Source organism: Streptomyces sp. NPDC002886 (genome assembly GCF_042888445.1).
GTDB lineage: Bacteria > Actinomycetota > Actinomycetes > Streptomycetales > Streptomycetaceae > Streptomyces.
Genome location: NZ_JBIAPV010000011.1, coordinates 251,817 through 268,729 on the forward strand (window position 1 = coordinate 251,817; position 16,913 = coordinate 268,729).

The 16,913-nt window shown below is 69.3% G+C and carries 22 protein-coding genes and 3 pseudogenes; 14 read left to right on the forward strand and 11 right to left on the reverse strand.

Features of this window, described 5'->3' with window-relative positions:
* Positions 1 to 53 precede the first annotated feature (53 nt).
* A complete protein-coding gene (locus tag ACFYYB_RS35305) occupies positions 54 to 698 on the forward strand; it encodes a hypothetical protein (RefSeq protein ID WP_389441140.1) in 645 nt (214 codons plus the stop codon).
* A 37-nt stretch (positions 699 to 735) separates the two neighbouring features.
* Here ACFYYB_RS35305 and ACFYYB_RS35310 read toward each other — a convergent pair whose 3' ends face one another.
* Together ACFYYB_RS35310 and ACFYYB_RS35315 are read right to left on the reverse strand one after the other, a co-directional pair.
* Positions 736 to 1,146 carry a hypothetical protein gene (locus ACFYYB_RS35310; RefSeq protein WP_389441143.1) on the reverse strand — a complete coding sequence of 137 codons (411 nt, stop codon included), beginning with the start codon at positions 1,144 to 1,146 and terminating at the stop codon, positions 736 to 738.
* Between the two features lie 319 nt (positions 1,147 to 1,465).
* Complete coding sequence (locus ACFYYB_RS35315; RefSeq protein WP_389440118.1) at positions 1,466 to 1,639, reverse strand: CsbD family protein; 174 nt, start codon at positions 1,637 to 1,639, stop codon at positions 1,466 to 1,468.
* A gap of 265 nt (positions 1,640 to 1,904) precedes the next feature.
* Between ACFYYB_RS35315 and ACFYYB_RS35320 the strand changes: the two are divergent.
* The 4 genes and pseudogenes from ACFYYB_RS35320 to ACFYYB_RS35335 form a co-directional block, all read left to right on the forward strand.
* Positions 1,905 to 2,180 (forward strand): annotated as a pseudogene (locus tag ACFYYB_RS35320) (IS30 family transposase); the annotation flags it as partial.
* Positions 2,181 to 2,409: 229 nt separating this feature from the next.
* On the forward strand, positions 2,410 to 2,631 hold the full coding sequence (locus ACFYYB_RS35325; protein ID WP_389441146.1) for a hypothetical protein: 222 nt from the start codon (positions 2,410 to 2,412) through the stop codon (positions 2,629 to 2,631).
* Between the two features lie 160 nt (positions 2,632 to 2,791).
* Positions 2,792 to 3,622 (forward strand): DUF4253 domain-containing protein, encoded by an 831-nt coding sequence (locus ACFYYB_RS35330; protein WP_389441148.1) that lies wholly within the window; start codon positions 2,792 to 2,794, stop codon positions 3,620 to 3,622.
* Positions 3,623 to 3,984: 362 nt separating this feature from the next.
* A complete protein-coding gene (locus ACFYYB_RS35335) occupies positions 3,985 to 4,356 on the forward strand; it encodes a hypothetical protein (RefSeq protein ID WP_389441150.1) in 372 nt (123 codons plus the stop codon).
* 15 nt (positions 4,357 to 4,371) lie between these two features.
* On the opposite strand, the gene ACFYYB_RS35340 is transcribed toward ACFYYB_RS35335, so the two are convergent.
* Positions 4,372 to 4,668, reverse strand: coding sequence for a hypothetical protein (locus ACFYYB_RS35340; RefSeq protein ID WP_389441152.1), 297 nt, complete (start codon positions 4,666 to 4,668; stop codon positions 4,372 to 4,374).
* A 1,323-nt stretch (positions 4,669 to 5,991) separates the two neighbouring features.
* Between ACFYYB_RS35340 and ACFYYB_RS35345 the strand changes: the two genes are divergently transcribed.
* Both ACFYYB_RS35345 and ACFYYB_RS35350 read left to right on the forward strand, forming a co-directional pair.
* A complete protein-coding gene (locus ACFYYB_RS35345) occupies positions 5,992 to 6,150 on the forward strand; it encodes a hypothetical protein (RefSeq protein WP_389441154.1) in 159 nt (52 codons plus the stop codon).
* Between the two features lie 1,066 nt (positions 6,151 to 7,216).
* Positions 7,217 to 7,753 carry a DUF4240 domain-containing protein gene (locus tag ACFYYB_RS35350; RefSeq protein WP_389441156.1) on the forward strand — a complete coding sequence of 179 codons (537 nt, stop codon included), beginning with the start codon at positions 7,217 to 7,219 and terminating at the stop codon, positions 7,751 to 7,753.
* Between the two features lie 94 nt (positions 7,754 to 7,847).
* On the opposite strand, the pseudogene ACFYYB_RS35355 reads toward ACFYYB_RS35350, so the two are convergent.
* Positions 7,848 to 8,522 (reverse strand): annotated as a pseudogene (locus ACFYYB_RS35355) (transposase); the annotation flags it as partial.
* 247 nt (positions 8,523 to 8,769) lie between these two features.
* On the opposite strand from ACFYYB_RS35355, the gene ACFYYB_RS35360 reads away from it, so the two are divergent.
* Positions 8,770 to 8,913, forward strand: coding sequence for a hypothetical protein (locus ACFYYB_RS35360; RefSeq protein WP_389441159.1), 144 nt, complete (start codon positions 8,770 to 8,772; stop codon positions 8,911 to 8,913).
* A 144-nt stretch (positions 8,914 to 9,057) separates the two neighbouring features.
* On the opposite strand, the pseudogene ACFYYB_RS35365 reads toward ACFYYB_RS35360, so the two are convergent.
* Together ACFYYB_RS35365 and ACFYYB_RS35370 are read right to left on the reverse strand one after the other, a co-directional pair.
* Positions 9,058 to 9,183, reverse strand: a pseudogene (locus ACFYYB_RS35365) (fasciclin domain-containing protein); the annotation flags it as partial.
* Positions 9,184 to 9,419: 236 nt separating this feature from the next.
* Entirely contained in the window at positions 9,420 to 9,605 is a 186-nt protein-coding gene (locus ACFYYB_RS35370) for a hypothetical protein (protein WP_389441162.1), read from the reverse strand.
* Positions 9,606 to 9,629: 24 nt separating this feature from the next.
* On the opposite strand from ACFYYB_RS35370, the gene ACFYYB_RS35375 reads away from it, so the two are divergent.
* The 3 genes from ACFYYB_RS35375 (at position 9,630) to ACFYYB_RS35385 (ending at position 12,059) form a co-directional block, all read left to right on the forward strand.
* Positions 9,630 to 9,926 (forward strand): hypothetical protein, encoded by a 297-nt coding sequence (locus ACFYYB_RS35375; protein ID WP_389441164.1) that lies wholly within the window; start codon positions 9,630 to 9,632, stop codon positions 9,924 to 9,926.
* Positions 9,923 to 11,569: a nickel/cobalt transporter gene (locus ACFYYB_RS35380; protein ID WP_389441167.1), complete on the forward strand. Its 1,647-nt coding sequence runs from the start codon at positions 9,923 to 9,925 to the stop codon at positions 11,567 to 11,569. The genes ACFYYB_RS35375 and ACFYYB_RS35380 overlap by 4 nt, the downstream gene beginning before the upstream one ends.
* 172 nt (positions 11,570 to 11,741) lie before the next feature.
* On the forward strand, positions 11,742 to 12,059 hold the full coding sequence (locus tag ACFYYB_RS35385; protein ID WP_389441170.1) for an SH3 domain-containing protein: 318 nt from the start codon (positions 11,742 to 11,744) through the stop codon (positions 12,057 to 12,059).
* A 131-nt stretch (positions 12,060 to 12,190) separates the two neighbouring features.
* Here the strand turns inward: ACFYYB_RS35385 and ACFYYB_RS35390 are convergent, their stop codons facing one another.
* Genes ACFYYB_RS35390 through ACFYYB_RS35405 form a run of 4 tightly spaced genes read right to left on the reverse strand, consistent with a single transcriptional unit; the run spans position 12,191 to position 14,404 of the window.
* Positions 12,191 to 12,760, reverse strand: a complete 570-nt coding sequence (locus tag ACFYYB_RS35390) for a hypothetical protein (RefSeq protein ID WP_389441173.1) — start codon at positions 12,758 to 12,760, stop codon at positions 12,191 to 12,193.
* Entirely contained in the window at positions 12,744 to 13,682 is a 939-nt protein-coding gene (locus tag ACFYYB_RS35395) for a DUF6286 domain-containing Asp23/Gls24 family envelope stress response protein (protein WP_389441176.1), read from the reverse strand. Before ACFYYB_RS35395 ends, ACFYYB_RS35390 begins: the two co-directional genes overlap by 17 nt.
* Positions 13,679 to 13,861, reverse strand: a complete 183-nt coding sequence (locus tag ACFYYB_RS35400; protein WP_389441179.1) for a hypothetical protein — start codon at positions 13,859 to 13,861, stop codon at positions 13,679 to 13,681. The genes ACFYYB_RS35395 and ACFYYB_RS35400 overlap by 4 nt, the downstream gene beginning before the upstream one ends.
* Positions 13,862 to 13,912: 51 nt before the next feature.
* Complete coding sequence (locus ACFYYB_RS35405; RefSeq protein WP_389441182.1) at positions 13,913 to 14,404, reverse strand: Asp23/Gls24 family envelope stress response protein; 492 nt, start codon at positions 14,402 to 14,404, stop codon at positions 13,913 to 13,915.
* Positions 14,405 to 14,582: 178 nt separating this feature from the next.
* Here ACFYYB_RS35405 and ACFYYB_RS35410 point away from each other — a divergent pair, with 178 nt between their 5' ends.
* Genes ACFYYB_RS35410 through ACFYYB_RS35420 form a run of 3 tightly spaced genes read left to right on the forward strand, consistent with a single transcriptional unit; the run spans position 14,583 to position 16,149 of the window.
* Positions 14,583 to 15,170: an RNA polymerase sigma factor gene (locus tag ACFYYB_RS35410; RefSeq protein ID WP_389441184.1), complete on the forward strand. Its 588-nt coding sequence runs from the start codon at positions 14,583 to 14,585 to the stop codon at positions 15,168 to 15,170.
* Entirely contained in the window at positions 15,161 to 15,805 is a 645-nt protein-coding gene (locus ACFYYB_RS35415; RefSeq protein ID WP_389441187.1) for an Asp23/Gls24 family envelope stress response protein, read from the forward strand. Before ACFYYB_RS35410 ends, ACFYYB_RS35415 begins: the two co-directional genes overlap by 10 nt.
* Entirely contained in the window at positions 15,802 to 16,149 is a 348-nt protein-coding gene (locus tag ACFYYB_RS35420) for an Asp23/Gls24 family envelope stress response protein (RefSeq protein WP_389441189.1), read from the forward strand. The genes ACFYYB_RS35415 and ACFYYB_RS35420 overlap by 4 nt, the downstream gene beginning before the upstream one ends.
* A 586-nt stretch (positions 16,150 to 16,735) precedes the next feature.
* Here the strand turns inward: ACFYYB_RS35420 and ACFYYB_RS35425 are convergent.
* Complete coding sequence (locus ACFYYB_RS35425; protein WP_389441192.1) at positions 16,736 to 16,885, reverse strand: hypothetical protein; 150 nt, start codon at positions 16,883 to 16,885, stop codon at positions 16,736 to 16,738.
* Positions 16,886 to 16,913 lie beyond the last annotated feature (28 nt).

A 16,913-nucleotide genomic window follows, 5' to 3' on the forward strand; every position in this document is an offset into this window, starting at 1 on the left:
GTCGGGACGCCAGGATCGGACCCGTACCGAGTGTCCTTGCGCGTCCAGAGCCTTTGAGTAGCCGTGCGCGGCGATTCCTCGACGCGCGGGCCCGCGTAGTGGAGGCCGATCTGGGTCCCGGTGACGACGAGTGCCGCGCACTGATGCGCCGGGCCTTCGGGTACGCCGACGAGCGCTGGCTCAGGGCGGTGCGATCGCTGCAGGAGCGGTTCTCGGGGCTGACTTACGAGAGCCCGCTGATGGACGAGCGCATCGAGTTGGAGCCGACCTTCGATCCCGAACCGGGCGACGGGCGCGTGGAGTTCCTCTACGCGATCCACTCGACGACAGCGTCCGGGGCGAGCGGGGCGATCGTGCTGGGGGAGACCGGCATGACATTGATGATCGGAATGCACTGGGACGAGGAAGAACCCGCCTTCCCCTCCCTGGAGCACTTCATCGAGTGCGACGCGCTCATGGACGCGGCCCGTCGCGCGCCGGTCCTGGAGGCTCATGGAGGCGAGGCCGCCAAGACCCGGCTGGACGAGCTTGGCGGACGGCGGCCCGGCCTGCGCGCGATCCGCGCAGCCCGCGGACCCGCCATGCAGTGGTGGGCCGACGACGAGGTGCTGGTCCAGTACTCCCCGCTGTGGGACACGATCCCACGACATCCCACACCCACCCTGCGCGTCCACCCCACGACCGCAGCCGGCCTCTAGGACGCCGCCAACGCCTCCGAGTGTGGCCTGTGGGGCTTTACCGCTGCGAGCGGGGCAGGGTCTGGTGGCGTGCGCAGAAGGCGATGAGGGGTGCGAGGAGGCCGGTCACGGTGAGGTTTCCGATCATGATCATGATGACGCCGATCACGAAGAGTCCGCTTCCGTCGTCGGACCAGTCGTAGGAGGCGGCGACCGTCAGCCCCGTGGTGGTACCCAGGACGGCGGCTGCTTCGTAGTGGCGGGAGGCGGCCCAGCAGACGAGGGCCAGGAGGGTCAGTACGAGTCCGATGACCTGCCACGGCTGGTAAGGGCCGGTCTGCGACCCGTCCGGTTGCACGTCGCGGAGCTGGTCCCAGCCCAGCCAGGCCGCCCATCCCGCGATCGACGCCGTGGCCAGGACCAGGATCGCCAACGGCTGGGGGAGGGGCTTCGGCAGTTCGATTCGCATGGCCTCAGTGTTCGGATTCATCCGAGTGTCCGTCAGGGCGCATGTACTCAGGTCCGTGTGAGTAGCGAGCCCCTTCCCGCCGTGGCCCGCTGGCTGGTCACGGGCCAAAGGCCGGCGGGATCCGCGCGGAGGGCCCGGGGTGTATCGATGGGCTAGTCGGCGATCGCCCAGCCGTAGAAGGCTCCCAGCTCGAGGACGAGGGCCATGAAAGCCATCTTGACGAGTTTCACGGTCTTCCCCTCCTGCACGTGGCTGGGCCCCGACTCCGGGGGGAGGGGGTCGGGGCCCAGCGGGTGACGGTGGTCCGTCGTGGGTGTGGTTAGTGTCGGAAGGTGTCCTTGACGTCTTCCTTGGCCTGGCGGGCGTTGCCCTTGGCCTGGTCGGCGTGGCCTTCGGCGGTCATCCGCTTGTTGCCGGCGATGCGGCCCATGGCTTCCTTGGCCTTGCCCTTGGCCTGCTCGGCCTGTGCCTTGGCCTTCTCCGTGCCCGACATCGGGACCTCCTCGTGTAGTACCGGATTGGTCGTGACGCTCTTTTGCTCCCGATCGCCCCCTGCAAACCCGCGTCCGTGTGCCGGCCTTCTCAAGACTCCCGAGTGGCCGGTGCAGGGGAGAGCAGGGCGCGGGCGCGAGAGCCCTTGTCCGCGTTCGGGACGTCCCTCGGCGGCCGTGGTTCGCCTGGACCAGGACGGCGGTCTTGCTCTGGACATCGACGGGCAGACCCTTGCTGCTGACCCGGATCCGGGCTGCCCTCGCAGGCCGATCCGCGGTCGAGCCGGCCGCCCCCACTCCCTGGCAATTCGGCGACGGCCTCGGCCGAAGGTCGGCAAGATCGGCCAGAACCCGGAGCTCCGTGACTTCCTCCAGAATCACCTGACCCTGCGCTGGAGTCCCGAGCAGATCTGCCACGCTCTGCGCGGACGCTTCCCCGCCGGGCCGGAGATGCACGTGGTTCGCGAGACGATCTACCAAGCTCTCTCCGTCCAAGGCCGTGGCGAGCTGAAGCGGGAACTGGCGCTGACCAGCACAAACGGACTCTGGTGATGAATCGCGAGGCGTCGCGCTCGACTGTTCTTGACCGCTGGGATCCGCTCTTTCTGGCACGGATGTGGCACGGGCTTCCATCTGCTCTGACGGGTCGCGTCACCGACCCCGCGCCCGACGACACTGTCACCCGAATGGCCCAATATGACGTGCCACCCACATGGGTGAAGATCAAGCTGGCTAGTGCCCCAACCGAGGCAATCTGTGAAAGGCGAACCACATGCGCATTCGACGAATCATCGCCGCGGTCTTCGCCACGGCAGCCCTCGCCGGACTCGGCCTCACAGGCGCCGCCAGCGCCAGCGCCGCCACCGTCGGCAGTGTCACCCCGGCCAGCGTCACCCCCGGTGAGTGCACGGACAACGGTGGAACGATCGACCGGTCGACGCCCGTGCTCCCGACCTGCAGGGGTGGCAGTTACGACGGTCAGACGGTCGACTAACCCCACTAAGAGCCCGTCGCGAAAGTGGATCGTCGCCCCGCAGCCCCGCGTTGCGGGGCGACTCCCTCGCGAGCGTTCTCCATCGGCTGAGTGGTTGTTTTCATCCTGGAGCCTGGCCACAGGTGAGGTCTGTCAGTGGGGGCCGTTACTTTTCACCGTCATGACGACACATTCCAAGCCGCCGCTGACGGTGCTGTTGACCGACCCCGTGGGCGGAAGCCTGGGGCTGAGCCTGCCGCCGGGCTCACTGGTGACCGAGACCAACGATGGTCCTTGGCCTGAGCCGCTGCTTTGGGTGGCCGATGAGGTCGCAGCACCTGGTACTTGGGCCGAGTACCTGCCGGCCCGGGAGACGGGACTGCAGCCCGTCCTTCTCCAGGACGAATCCGGTATCGAGGAGTGGTGGGACGGCGAGCTGGATCCCGGCATGATGTCGGACCCCGGCGACCATCATGCCGAGGAGGTCCTCAAGGACTTTTGGGGGTTCGCGGCATCGGAAACCGAGGAGAACGAAGACGACGAGGACGCGGGCGAGACCATAGCCCCGTTCACAGGTAGCTGGCCTGGGCTCGCGTCGCCAGGGAAGACAGCGGCAGATCCGGACACGACTGCCGCGGACGTGGCCAAGGCTTTGGTCGGACACTCGCTCAAGAGCCCTCGGCTGGCGTTGGTCCCAGTGGGCCGGGCCGCGGACCTCCCCGCAGCAATCGGCTGGTCAGGGCCGGTCAACCACGAAAACGATGTGGCACGACTGTGTGCCGTTCTCCGTTCCTGGGAGGACCGCTTCGGAGTCCGGGTGGTTGCTCTGTCGTACGCGCGGCTGGACCTGTCGGTCGCAGCCCCTCCGCAGACGCTGGATGAAGCTCTCGCAGTCGCCGCGGAGCACTTCGCGTTCTGCCCTGACAACATCTGGCAGGGGTACGAGAGCATCCGCCTCTACGCGGAGGAAGCTCTGGTGGGTAACGCCCACTGGACGTTCTGGTGGGACTGAAAGGCCTACGGCTGTTCCTTGCCGACGGTGTCTGGCCGGTCAGGTCACACCGTCGGCTGCTGGGGTCTTCTTGGTCCACCGGGCGGTTTTGCGGGTGAGTCGCCTGGTCATGAGGGTGATGAGTGACCAGTTCAGGTGTGCTTCGCTGTTCTGAGGCAGGCGTTCATAGCCTGCCCGCACGAATCCGCCGCCGGCTCCCGACTCAAAGGGGGGACGTGCTGACAGAACACCAGGACGAGACGCCGTGGCAGAGTTCCTCGCCCGCTGGGTGGAGGTGGTGCTGGAGGTGAGGGTCTGGGCCGTTCGCGCGGCGGGTTCACGACCAAGCTCCACCTGAGTGCGGATGGCCGCTGCCGTCCGCTGTGCCTGGTCGTCACGCCAGGGCAGCGAGCGGACCTCGGCTCGGGAGGGGCGGGCCCCGCAAGAAGCCGGACAGTCTCGCCGCGGACAAGGCTTACAGCAACGGTCCCTGCCGCGCTTCCCTGCGACGACGCGGCATCCGGCACGCCCTTCCGGAGAAGACCGACAGCCGGGCCGCCCGCCTGCGGAAAGGTTCGCGCGGCGGCCGGCTACCAGGCTTCGACGAGGAGCGGTACAAGAAGCGCAACACCGTCGAGCGGGCCATCAACAAGCTCAAGCACGTCCGAGCCGTCGCCACTCGATACGACAAGGGCGGCTACGTCTACCTCGTCACGGTCACCGCGGCAGCCCTCGTGATCTGGCTCCGGACGTGACCGCGCTTTCCGGCGTCAGTCCACCGATGCGCCTGCAGCCAATGCCAAGCCAGCGGCCGCGAGCAAGTCTTCAAGGCCGATCACTCCGCTGCCCGTGCCGTCATCCCATTCGGCCAGGAGCTCCGAGAGGCCCTCATTCCAGGATTCCGGTGTGTCGAGGTCAGGGCCAGGGTGACGCTCGACGCAGCCGTCACCATGCCGGTAACGGAGGGACAGGTACTGGCCTTCCGCCGTCCAGGCATCCCACTGGGACGGGTACGCGGGACACGTCTGAACAACCCGCACCAGCATCAGACCTTGAACTTCATCCATCCGGTGATGGTCGCGCGCCAACGAAACTCAGGCAATCGACTTCAGAAGGGTTCGACTCCGACCATGATCGGCCGGACAGCTCCTAGCCGCTTTGACCGGTCTGAGTACCGAAGGGCATGCCCAGGCTCGTGCTGCCGTCTCAGGTGCCAGCTTCAGGTCGGAGGAGCAGGAGGCGTTCCGTCAGAACCTGTTCGCAGGGCTTCAGTAGGCCCGGCCCTATACGTCCAGGAACTCGAGCACCTGCGCACGCTGCGGGTGACCGCGAACGCGACCGCGAGCCATGACCGCACTGAAGAGGAGTCCGCCCTTGTCGAGGCGGCGGGTGAACTACTCGCCGCCGATGCGAAGGAACGGCATGAGGAGATCCTCGCGGCCGAGCAGCAGGCCGAACGGGCCTGGTGGGCCGCGGACCGGGTAAGTGCCCTGCTGGCGGCCCTTCGCCGTCCTCCCACCGGGCTGCGGTCGCAACGCCGCGACTGGATACGGCTTCAGTGCGGAAGCTCCTGCTCGCAGCGGAGCAGGCGGACAGCGTCCTCAGCGCGCGCGAGCGTGAGCACATCGAGTCGTGGAAGACGCGCGTCGATGCCGGCGGGGCGCTGGCACGGAGTACCCGCCCTGCAGGGGGAGAGCGGGAGGTTCATGAGGTGGCGTGTCCCGCCTGTGGGGCCGAGGCCGGGGCGCGGTGCGAGACACATCGCGGCTATCACCCGTCATGCATGGCCCGGCTGAGGCGCTCACGCTGATCCGATCTGAACCCACGGTGAGCTCCGCCAGAGAGCTGTCCAGAGCACCTTCTCCAACCCGCGGAACCGCACGCTGAGCGGTCGGCGTACGTCCGTCACCGATCCGCCATGGGGTCGGTGAAGGAGCCGGGACGCACACCGTTCCGGGCAGGCCCCGCCGTTCTGGTGGCCGCCTGGGACGGCTCGCGGTCCTGAGGTCGGCCGCTTGCCCCTGGTGTTCATTCGCTGCTGGGAGGAAGGCGCGCCCGCTGAACACTGCGGCACCGGCGTCAGGATCAATTCCCATCGCGCCAACGGCGGGACTTAGGGTCGGAGGTAGCCCGAGCCGATATGGCGTGCGCCGGTCAGGCCCTGTGCCCGCTTTGATCGGGGCAGTATCGCCGGGCCGCCTTAAGTCTTCCCCGTGCAGATGGGTCGGCGGCGCTGTGTCCAATCCCTCCCGGCCGACCGGCAGTCAGGGGACGCAAGCAGTCGCCGCGAGGTGCCACGGCGGAATGAATATGGTCCGTACCTGTGGGTGCTGAAGCCTGCCCTCCTTCCCTAACATTGCGCCTTCGTTCGAAAGTGAGGGAGAGGGACCATGCTCGTACCCGTCAAGGCCCGCTGGGCGACATTCCTCGCCGGCTTCCTGCTACTCGCCGGTTCTGCCGCCGCCTACGCCGCCCCACCCGGACCCAAAGACGAGAAGCCGCGGCCCAGCGTCGAGCAGTACGGTGCCGTCGATCTGGAGGGCGGGTAAGCGGAACAACGCCGGGGTCTCCACGACGAGCGCGGCTGCGGTGTGGCCGCGGGCTGCGGCCCGGCGCTGGAGGGCCTCGAAGGCCAAGTGCCCTGGTGTCCCGGACGGCGAGCTCGTGTTGAGGGGCGTTCCGCAAAGACGGCAAGCAGGAAGCGACCCTCATTGCTTCTCGCGGGTAAGCGCACGAACTAGAGTTTGGAGAGCAAAATCATCAAATTTTATGCTGCCCCACGCGTGGATAACCCGCTGGAGCCAACGTGGCGCCTTATGCGAGGCCCGTACCTTGTAGGCGAGCTGTATCGGTATACGACTGATATGCCCTGGTTCATCTGCCGATTCACTCCTGGCCCTGACTGGCCATCAGCCCGAGACCTGTATGAGGCCTTTGCCCAGTGGGAGGACCGGCGCGAGCCGGACCCCGACGGAGCCAAGTTCTTCGAGCTCGCGGGCCCGATTGCAAGCCTAGGATTGGAACTAGAGACTCCGGACGGAAATCGCGCACCGCTCTTCCGCCAGGCCCTCGTATGGGTCCGTGATGGTATCGCCCGCGTCCGCTGCTGACTACGGGATAGGCCCCATGCCCTCCGCGCACGTATGGGTCTCGGCGATGCCCTCCGTGTTGAACACCAGCAGGTCGAACCTGTCGTGTCGTCTGTGGGCCAGCATCGTCCGGGCCGGGAAGTGACGCACCACCGTGACCTGGGCGCCGAATTCCTGGGCTGCGCCCTGGCACAGGATCTCCGCCCGACCCGTACAAGGCTCTGTGTGATCCAGACCGTGCGGTTAACGGGAAGCCCCGCCACACGCCCAGCCGGTACCGGTGCGATCCTGCTTGCGGACGTATCTCCCGAATTGACACCCACATGGATCGTGCCAGGGAGAGGATCGACTGGCTTGATGCTCACATCGGCAGCGGGCTATGCCCACGTCCCCTGGCAGACCCCTACCAGTCGGAGCGAAGCCGGACAGAGAAGATCATTCTCGACCACGAGACTCAGGGATCACCCGCTTTGAGCACGAAGGAATCGGCATCCTTCTGTCAGTACGAGATGGCATGCTCCCCGCCATGAACAAGGAGCACTTCTGGGAGCTCATCGCGGAGGCCCGCGACCGGGCGATCACCCCACACGACAGCGACGCGGTCGCCCGCGAAGCGACCTCGCTGCTGGCCGCCCGGCCGGTCGAGGAGATCATCACCGCGGAGCAGGCGCTGTGGGACCTGATGATTGAGTCCTACACCAACCCTCTGTGGGCCGCTGCCTACACCGTCAACGGCGGATGCTCCGACGACGGCTTCGACTACTTCCGCGGCTGGCTGATCGCTCAGGGCCGTGAAGTCTTCGAGCGCGTCGTCGCTGATCCTGACGCACTGGCGAAACTGCCCATAGTCCAAGCCGCCGCAGCCGCCGGCAGCAACTTGGAGGGCGAAGACATGCTGGTCATCGCATGGAACGCTCACATCACGGCAACCGGTGATCAGCCCCCACCGGGCACACTCACCATCTGCTACCCGCAGCTGGACCCTGCCTGGAACTTCGACTTCTCGGACTCAGACGAGATGGCTCGCCGACTGCCGGGTCTGGCTGCTCTCTACCTGGAGTAAGTCGCGCAGGATCAACACCCACCGAGAAGCTCTATGAGTGATCGCTGTTCGAATACCGAAACTGGTGGCTTGACGAGTTAGCACCATGAGGTGTCTTCGAAAGAGGGTGGGCCTCCAGCAGTTCTTCGATCCATGCGGCCAGCAGTTTCCGCTGGTCAAGGACTGTGGCCAGGGACCCGGCCAGGCTCGGCACGATCAGCGCGGCCGCCTCGGTCCCCGGAACGGTGACGGTCTGCTCGTACAGAGCGGCGAAGATCTCCTCGACCAGCCGTTCGGCCGTCTTCGGCGCCTTCGGCCGCAGCAGCGTCACCAGCCGTCGCCGGCCGGCCTTGCGGATCTGGGCCGGTGAACCGAACCGCTCCAGCAACGTGAGGACAGCCGGGTTCTGCAATCGCGGTCCCAGGACCCGTTCCAGCGATGGATGGATCTGCGTGCAGGCCGTGGAGACGGTTCGCGACCCTCGTGGCCTCGCCGGGGAAGAGGTCGGCGATCCGCCGCATTGTCAGCCCGGGCAGGTAGGCGACGGGGCAGCCCATGTCCTGCGCGACCGCCGGCGGCAGAGCGGCGATCGAGGCCGGCTGGTCGCCACGACCAACACCAGTCCGTGCTTGGCCTACAGCTTGGCGAAGAGCTCGCGGAGCCTGGGTTCGGTGTCGGGCAGGCGTTTGCCGAAGGCTTTCTGGCCGGCCGGTGTGACGGCGGTGGCGTGGTGTTCGCCCTTGCCGACGTCCAGGCCGAGGAGGACGTCGTCGATGTCGCCGGTGTCGATCACGCGCCGGCCCCTCCGCTCATGCTTTCGTCCGGCCTTGCCTCGGCCCCGAGCTGCCACATCCACGCAAGATCGTCGGCATCAACGAACGGTCCCGCCGGGATTGGCCGCTGGGTCCGGCAGGGCAAGGGCGGGGCGGAGCTTGGGGCTTCTCCACCCCTGTGGAGGACTGGTCAGTGCCCACCAGTCCGGCAGCGGGTGTGCCACGAATCATCTGTAGGGGGACGCGTTTTGTGAGGCGAGCACGATGACCGACGAAGAGTTCGAAGAGCTCATGGAGCAGGCGCGGGCCGAGGCGCGCAGGATCTTGTTCTCCGCACCGCCCTCAGGTGATGACGCGGAGTACGCCTTCCACACCCAGCATGCGGAATTCGGAGCCCCTGCCCACTGACGGCCACCGACCGCCTGCGCGGCATCTCCGGAGGCGCCGTCCGGGCGTGCCACAGCGTGGGACGAGCATTCGGCGGGACCGTACGGGGACGGCCGCCCTGCCGAGTACTCACGGGAGTGCCGGTGCTGCAGGTGGCTGGTGGGGCTACTTCGGCATCAGGACGGTGTCGACGATGTAGACGTTGGCGTTGGCGGTCTTGACGTTGCCGCAGACGACGTTGGAGGAGGCGTTGACCTTGTAGGACTCGCCCGAGCCGCTGGTGGTGAGCTGAAACCGCCCAGGCCAAGGCCCTCATGGATCGAGCACTCCACGCGGCCGGCACCCCGGGCGAACGCGCCTTCGCCCACACGCACCTGTCCTCCCTCGCCCTGGAGAGCGGTGATGCGGCGGCCGCGCAACGTCAGGCAGAGGCCGGGCTGGCCATCACCCCCCCGCGATGCGGGCCTGCTGGAGGCCCGGGCCAAAGCCCACGCAGCCAAGGGTGAGACCGGACAGGCGGTCGCCGACTACACCGCCGCCATCGCTGCGGCCCCCTGCCGCAGTAACTGCTCGGACTCGGCGAACTCCAGCAGTCCCACGGCCACCGGGAGCAGGCCGAAACTCAGTACGCGATCCTGCGCGCCCAGGAGAGGCTCCGCCGCGCCACTGGCACGCCCGCCGACGTCGACGCGATCCTCTTCGAGGCCGACCACGGCGACCCCCGGCAAGCGGTGGCCATGGCCGAAGCGGCCGTACGGGAGCGGCCGTTCATCGCGGTCCACGACGCCTACGCCTGGGCCCTGCACCGCGCCGGCCGCGACGATCAGGCCCTCGCCGAAGCGAAGAGGGCTCTCAGTCTGGGGACCCGCAGCGCCCTCTTCCTGTATCACCGAGGCGCCATCCAGCAGGCCCTCGGCGACAACTCGAGCGCTCTGCGCGACCTCGAGCGGGTGCTGGCCATCGCCCCTTCCTTCCACCCGTTGCACGCCCCCGCGGCGCGCGAAGCGATCCGGCGGATCGACGACACCCCATGAACCCCTGCAACCGTCGGCGCCTGACCGCCGCACCGCTCGCAACCGCGTTGCTCACCCCGCTCGTGCTGATCGCCGCCGCCCACCCGGCCGCCGCGCATCCCTTGGGCAACTTCACCGTCAACTACGCCACCCACCTCACCCTGCGCCCCCATGCCGTCGAGGCCGAGATCGCGGTCGACCGCGCCGAGATTGCCGCCGCACAGGAGCGTCCGCTCATCGACCGGGACCGCGACGGGATCATCACGGCCGACGAGCGGGGCGTGTACGCGGACAAGGCGTGTGCCACGCTGGCCGTGCAACTGGCCACCGATGCGGGCGGCGTGAGAGTCCAATGGAACCGGCGCGTCGGCACGCTGGCCTTCCATCCGGGCGAGGCCGGGCTCGAGACGAGCCGGCTGACCTGTCGGCTCCAGGCCGACGCGAACCTCGACTCACCGTCCACCGTCCCGGCCGTCACCCACTACGACACGCAGCGCATCGGTTGGCGCGAGATCACCGCCAACGGTGAAGGCCTGACGGTCACAGACTCCACCGTCTCGGCCGCCTCGTCCACGGGCGGGCTGCGCCACTACCCGCAGGACCCGTTCGCCGCCCCGCTCGACCTGCGCAGTGCCGAAGTGCGGACAGCCCCCGGGCAGGGGGCAGCAGCACGGATCGTGCCGCCTGGCCTGCCCGGCGCCGGACCCGTCACCGCCGTACTCGACAAGCTCTCGGCGCTCTTCGACAGCCTTGTCGGCAGCCGCGAACTGACCGTGCCGGTCGGCCTCCTCGCCCTGTTGCTCGCCGTGGTCCTCGGGGCCTCGCACGCCGTGTTGCCCGGCCACGGCAAGACGATCATGGCCGCCTACCTGGCCGGCCGACGCGGCACCCCGCGCGACGCCGTCACCGTCGGCGCCACCGTCACCCTCACCCACACCGCCGGCGTCCTCACGCTCGGCCTCGTCCTCCCGCTCGCCACCCACCTTGCCGGGGAAACCGTACTGGCCTGGCTCGGCCTGGCCAGCGGCCTCCTCGTCACCGCCATCGGCCTGCGACTACTGCACTCCGCCCTGCGCGGCCGCGGCCACCAGCACAGCCACGGACACCACCACGGCGGCCACGCCCACGACCACGTGAACTCCGGCCACAGTCACGATCCCGGCCACGGCCACGCACACGAGCAGGCGCCCGTGCTGCCGTCCTCACGCCGCGCATCCGACGCCACAGCGGCCGACGCCACCGTCCTGACGAAAACGGTTCCGCCGTCCGGTCATCACCACCACCATCCCCACGACGGCACGGGCCACGACCATCACGCTCACGAGCCGACGGCCGGGCCGCGGCGCCGGGTCCTGATCGGAGTCGGCATCGCCGGCGGCCTCGTCCCCAGCCCCTCGGCGCTTGTCGTGCTCTTGGGTGCCGTCGCCCTCGGCCGAACGGCCTTCGGAATTCTCCTCGTCATCGGCTACGGCCTCGGCATAGCCGCCACTCTCACCCTCGCCGGCCTCCTCCTCGTACGGCTGGGCGACCGCATCGCCACCAGCACCGCCGGCACGTTCTCCACCCGTCTGAAGGCGCTCCGGCACATCGGGCCCGCCACCACATCCGCGCTCGTCCTGATTGTCGGGATCGGTCTCACCGCCCGAGCCGTCACCGGCCTGTGAGGGGTTGTTCATACCCGCCACCCCGCCGCCCGCATTGCATCGATTCACACCAATCCGGAGGGTTCGTGTCGACGAATCAACGGGTGGAGGCGTGAGCATTCGCCGCTCACGGCGTCGGGTCCCATCTGACCCTGGGGCGCAGAGGTGCGGGGGCATGAAGGGAAGTGCTGTGATGACCGGACGAATGATCGGACGCGGCCTCGCCGCCGTGGTCCTGGCCGCTGGTTTCGGTGTGGCGGGCGTGGGTGCGGCGGGAGCCGTCCCTCAGTCCCACCACCATGATCACGAGGTGTCGGGGACCGTGACCTCCCGGATCGAGCTCAACGTCCGCCAGCACCCGTGGACGCACTCCCACGTCGTGTGGAGCCTGTCCCCGGGAAGCCACGTCAAGCTGGCCTGCCAGCAGGACGGCTGGTACCACCTCGCCGGCACGTCCGGCTGGGTCGATGCCCGCTACGTCCACGCCCACGAGTGGGTGCGCTACTGCTGACCGGGGCCGAGGGCCGGGACCGGCTGTGGCCCGTGGATCCGCACGGTCTCCCGGAGCCGTGGAGCGGGGCCCGCACTCAGGTGCGGGCCCCGCTCCCGTGTGGATGCTCGCTTTGAGGAGGCGTGCCTGTCCTACCTGGGCCGGTGATGCCCGCGGACGGTGATGCGCGCTCGCACCGCGACCGTGTGCGGGGCGAGGAAGCTTCGGACCTCGGGGAGCACGGTCGTGGACAGGCTGGTCAGGAGTTGTCCGGGCGAGGCGGTGTCGTCGACGACGAGCCGGGTGCGAAGGGACGCCCGACCCGGTGGGCCGTGCAGGCTGATGCGGGCCGAGGTGACTCCGGGCAGGGCGAGGAGGCGACCGGCAACCGCGGTGGTGACGGCCCGGCCTTCCACCGTGCAGTTCGGGGAGTTCAGCGGAAGTCGTTTGAGGATGCGGCGGCGCAGTTGCAAGGAGAGCAGGCCCAAGGCGGTGAGAGCGGTCAGGAGCACGAGGGGTGCCCAGGCCGCCTCCCGGATCGAGTGGCTGCTCCCGCGGGTCCCGGAATCGGGGTTGATCCAGTGGACGTCGGCACCGACCCCGGCCCACCCGTTCGGCAGGGCGCCGGTGTCTGAGGCGATCATGGCAGCCGCGGCGCCGAGCAGGAGGCACCCGCCGCCCAGCAGGACGATCCGGTTGACGATGTTACGGGTGCGATGCACCGGGCTCTCCTTCCATGACCGGTGCGGGGGCCGCGTACCGCGAGGATGCCGGGTGCAGTCGGATGCGGGTTCGCAGGGGTGTGGCCAGACCCGTCTCGCGCACGACGGCGGCGACGGCTTCGCTCACCGTATGGCGTGCCCTGGCCTTGTCCTCGTGGTCGAAGTGGGCCCGTACGGTCAGCCGACGTCTGCGGACGCGCACACGGGGCTCGGTGATGCCGGGGGTCTGGGCGAGCGCGGCTCGCAGGAGACGTGAGGCCGAGTGGCGGCTGATCACAGCCCGGACATCCGCATCGGGGGTGGACATCGTCAGGTCACCGCGGCGTCCCGGGGTGAGGGCCAGGGCGACCAGCCACAACCCGCCCACGGCCAGGACCACTGCGGCCCAGACCGGGGTGGTCGCGGGGCCGTGGTGGGCGAGCCAGCCGGCCACGTGGACGCGCCACTGCGCCGGCCTTCGCGCCTGCAGATGTACGGCGGCCACATCCTGCAGCAGGGCGGCGCAGCCGCCCAAGGCCAGGGCGGCCAGAACGGCGACCGGCAGGCGCCGCTCGGACCAGCCGCGTCGGCACGACCGACCAGGGGTGAAGGCGGTCGGCACGTCCTCGGCGACGGCCGGAACCCCCCGGGCCGTCGCGGCGAGGTCCCGGACGCTGATGCGGGGGGAGGCCAGGCGAAAGCCGGTCAGGTGGGAGGTGCGGGCGGCGACGTGGTCCTGAACGGCCTGGGTGGCATCGCCTGCTGATCCGCGGTAGGCGAGCACGATGTTCAAGCCGACGTTCGCCGACTGCCCGCGTACCGAGGCGGACCCCTTGGTCACCCGCCCGGACAAGGCAGTGGTCGACTCCCGTGCGGCCTGCTCAGCGATCTTGCGCACGACCCGGTCGGCCACCGTGGTCGTGCCCCGCTCCCGCGCGGTCACAGCCGGCCCCGGTCCCGGAAGACCAGCTCGTGCAGGTCACCGCCGCGTTCCACGAACCGCCCGGCAGCGAAACCGAGGCCCCCGAAGACGGCGACCAGGAGGAAGGCGCCGAAGCCGCCGAACCAGCCGGCGAACGCCAGCGCCATGCCCACCACGAGCCCGAGTACGTCTCTGCTCATCGCTTCACCCTTCATGCTTCATGACGTGCCCAATGGCACTGGCCGGGGTGCTCACTCCACACGGGTGTCGGCCAGGCTGCCGGGTTCGTCGTCCTGGGGGAGGTGGACGTCGTTGACGGCCACGTTGACCTCGACCACCTCCAGGCCGGTGATGCGTTCCACCGCCGCGATCACGTTCTCGCGCACATCACGAGCGATGTCGGTGATCGGGACGCCGTACTCGACGACCAACTCGACGTCGATGGCGGTCTGGCGCTCGCCGACCTCGACCTTGATCCCCCGCCCGATGTTGGGGCGTCCCACGGGCACCCGGTCGCGTACCGCGCCCAGCGTCCGGGACAGGCCGCCGCCCATGTCGTGGACCCCGGGAATCTCGCGGGCCGCGATGCCCGCGATCTTGACCACGACAACATCGGCGATGGACGTCTTGCCCCGTGTGGAAGCCGGCTCCGACACCCCGCTCTGACCCGCGCTCAGTGTCGTGGTGGGCGTGCTCCTGCGGGCGGTGGGGGCGATGGCCGGGGTCAGTTCCTGGGTATTCATCGGGCTCCTTCGAGGACATCGACGTTGCACGTGCGGTGCCTACGTTCGACACCGGCCACGGCAGTCCTGTGACGCACCGGTTCCGAATCATTCGGCCGGACGGATTACTCCGCGTCCCGCCCGTAACGGAAGGGGCGCTCGCGGTGTCCAACGAGATGAACGCGAGAGGAGCCGGTACGTGACGGCTGAGCCGGACCAAGGATCACGACGCCTAGCAGCACGGGAAGGGACCGACGACGCCATCCTCGCCGTCCGGGCCGCGGAAGGCGATGAGGAGGCCTTCGAGACCCTGGTCCGCAGACACGGCCCCGCCATGCTCCGGCTGGCAACCCAGATCCTGGGGAACAGGTCCGAAGCCGAGGACGCCCTCCAGGACGCCTTCGTCGCCGCTTGGCGCAAACTCCCCGAGTTCCGCGGGGACTCGGGGTTCGGGACCTGGCTCCACAGGATCGTCACCAACCGGTGCCTGAACGCGCTGCGCGCCAGGCGGCCCGCCACCGACATCGACGAACTGCCCGAGCAGGCCGCGCCCGAACACCAGAGCTCGCCCGAGCGGGCAGCGGAGTCCCAGGCCGCCGTACGTGCCCTGGGCGACGCGATGGCGGTCCTCTCCCCGGAGCAGCGCGCCTGCTGGGTCCTGCGGGAGATCGAGACAATGCCGTACGAGACGATTGCGGAGGTGGTCGGCATCAGCCAGGAAGCCGTACGGGCCAGAGTGTTCCGAGCACGGCGCTGTCTGACGGAGGCGATGGGCGCATGGCGATGAACGAACCCCACCTGCCCCACCAGCCCACGGTCGCGGCCGACGACGGGTTCTTGCCCTGCGGCAGAGATCTCGCGGCGCTGTGGGACCAACAGGACCAGGTGAGGCGGGGGCCGGCCCCGCAGGCCCCCGACCCCCACACGGCCGGCTGCCTCCACTGCGGCGCGGCACTGGAGGACTTCGCGCGCCTTCGCGAGGCCGTCGTCCACGACCTGCGGGACACCGGCGCGGACTGGGAAGCCGGCGCGGCCCGGCTCACCGCGAGCATCATGGACGTCGTACGCCTGGAACTGCGCCCCGGCCACACTCTCGCCCTTGGCGAGGCCGACGAGGACGCCTGGATCCACGAAGCCGTCGCCGCCCGCACCTTCCGTGCCGCGGCCGAACAGGTACCCGGAGTCCGCGCGGGCAGCTGCCGCATCAGCCCCGAACCCTCCCCCCAACCCGGGACACGGACACCGGCACGGATCCGCACGGAGGTGACCGTCGGCATGACCCGCGACCTGCAAGCGGCCGCCGACCAGGTCCGCCGGGAGATCGCGGCGGCCGCGGAACGGGACCTGGGCATGCCGATCGCCTCCATCGACGTGACCGTCACCGACCTCCACCACGAAACCGGCGACGAGGAGCCACGATGACCACGGTGCACGAGACCGAGCGGACCCGCACACTGATCGGCGACGCGGTCCTGGGCGTCGGTGGCGTCGCTTTCCTCAAGCCCGCCCTCGGCGACCTCCTGCGCACCACTGCGGCCTCTAGATCCGGGCTCCGCCCCTCGGCCGCCTCCCCGCACCGTCACGCCGCCGGTATCCGCATCACCTCCGGCCTCCACGAAGGAGGGCCGGCCGTCGAGGTCCATGTCGTCCTGCTCCGCGGGCACCGGGCCCTGGACGTGACCCGGGCGATCCGTGCCACGGTCCAGGCCGTGTACCCCTCCACGCGGACGATCCCGGTCCGTGTCACCGTGACCGGGATCGTCTGAGCAGGGCCGGACCGTCAGCCGGCCCAGCCCGGCAGACAGGTGTGCAGCAGCACCATCACCAGCGCCCACCCCCCTAGTACCGCGGCCACCGCACCCACCCGTGGCCCCCAGCCGCCTTCCGGCGGCGTATCCGCACCCCGCGAGCAGGACTCCGCCGCATCCACCGGTGCCGGGAGCGCCACCGAGCCCGGCAACGCGGGCCTGGCTTCAGGAACGGCAGATCTCACCGACTCCCGCAGAGCCTGTACCGGAGCACCGGGATACTGCGGGCGGCGACTGGCCGGCAGAACCGGGGTACGGGGCTGGAGATCGGCACGCTGGGCAAGGCCCTGGAGGAACCGGCGGTACGCCTCGCGCCGCTTGCCCCTGGGCTCGGTGCGCCCCGACTCCCACGACCGGACGGTGGCTGCCCGCACTCCGAAGGCCACGGCCACCTGCTGGGGGGTCAGGTCCCACAGTTCTCGGAGCCTGCGGCGTTCACCCGGCAGGGGAAGGGGCAGGGGACGGTGGGCAGCGGCTCGGGGCGACTGCCGGGACAGCGTGTGCGAAGACGTCATACCGGTAGGACAATCCGCCCGTATCCCCGTTACGGGCCCGCATCCAAGATCACCCGTTCGGGCCCGCCCGCACTCTCCGCGATGGGCAGGCCGGTTCCGAGGATCGAGCCGACGGCCTCCGCCGAGATGCGGTGCCACCGGCGGGCGTCGTGGATCATCGAATGGCCGCCATGGGGCATGCGGATCCCCTCGTTCCGGCCGCGGTAC